Here is a 490-nt window from a genome sequence, read left to right on the forward strand (position 1 = left end):
CTTCGCCATCAGCCGCCGGATCCGCTTGCGGCCGACCGTGTAGCCTTCGCGCTGCAGGTGCCGCGCCATCTGCCGCGAGCCATACCAGGGCGTCTCCAGGAACTGCGCGTCGATCAGCCGCATCAGCTCCAGGTTCAGCACCGTCTCGCCTGCAGGCTGGTGGTAGAACCCCGACCGGCTGATCGAGACCAGCTCGCATTGCCGCACCACCGACAACTGCGGGTGGTCCGGCTCGATCATCTGGCGCCGCCGCTCCAGGCTCATCGACCGGACGCTTTCGCCAAAAGATCCCGCTCCAACACGAGCTGTCCGATCTTGGCGTGCAGCTTCTCGACCTCCGCCTTGGCCACCTTCGCGCTCTCCGGCGTCGCCGTCTTGCCGGAGAACACCGACGCCAGCCCCCCCATGGCCTGCCGCTTCCACTCACCCACCATCGTCTGGTGAATGCCATGCTTGGCCGCCAGCTGCGCCGTCGTCAGATCACCCCGCA

The 490-nt window shown here is 67.1% G+C and carries 1 pseudogene; it reads right to left on the reverse strand.

Annotation, left to right across the window (positions count from 1 at the left end):
* Positions 1–490 (reverse strand): annotated as a pseudogene (locus tag E2C05_RS35040) (IS3 family transposase); the annotation flags it as partial.

It is taken from the genome of Paracraurococcus ruber (assembly GCF_004353985.1).
GTDB lineage: Bacteria > Pseudomonadota > Alphaproteobacteria > Acetobacterales > Acetobacteraceae > Paracraurococcus > Paracraurococcus ruber.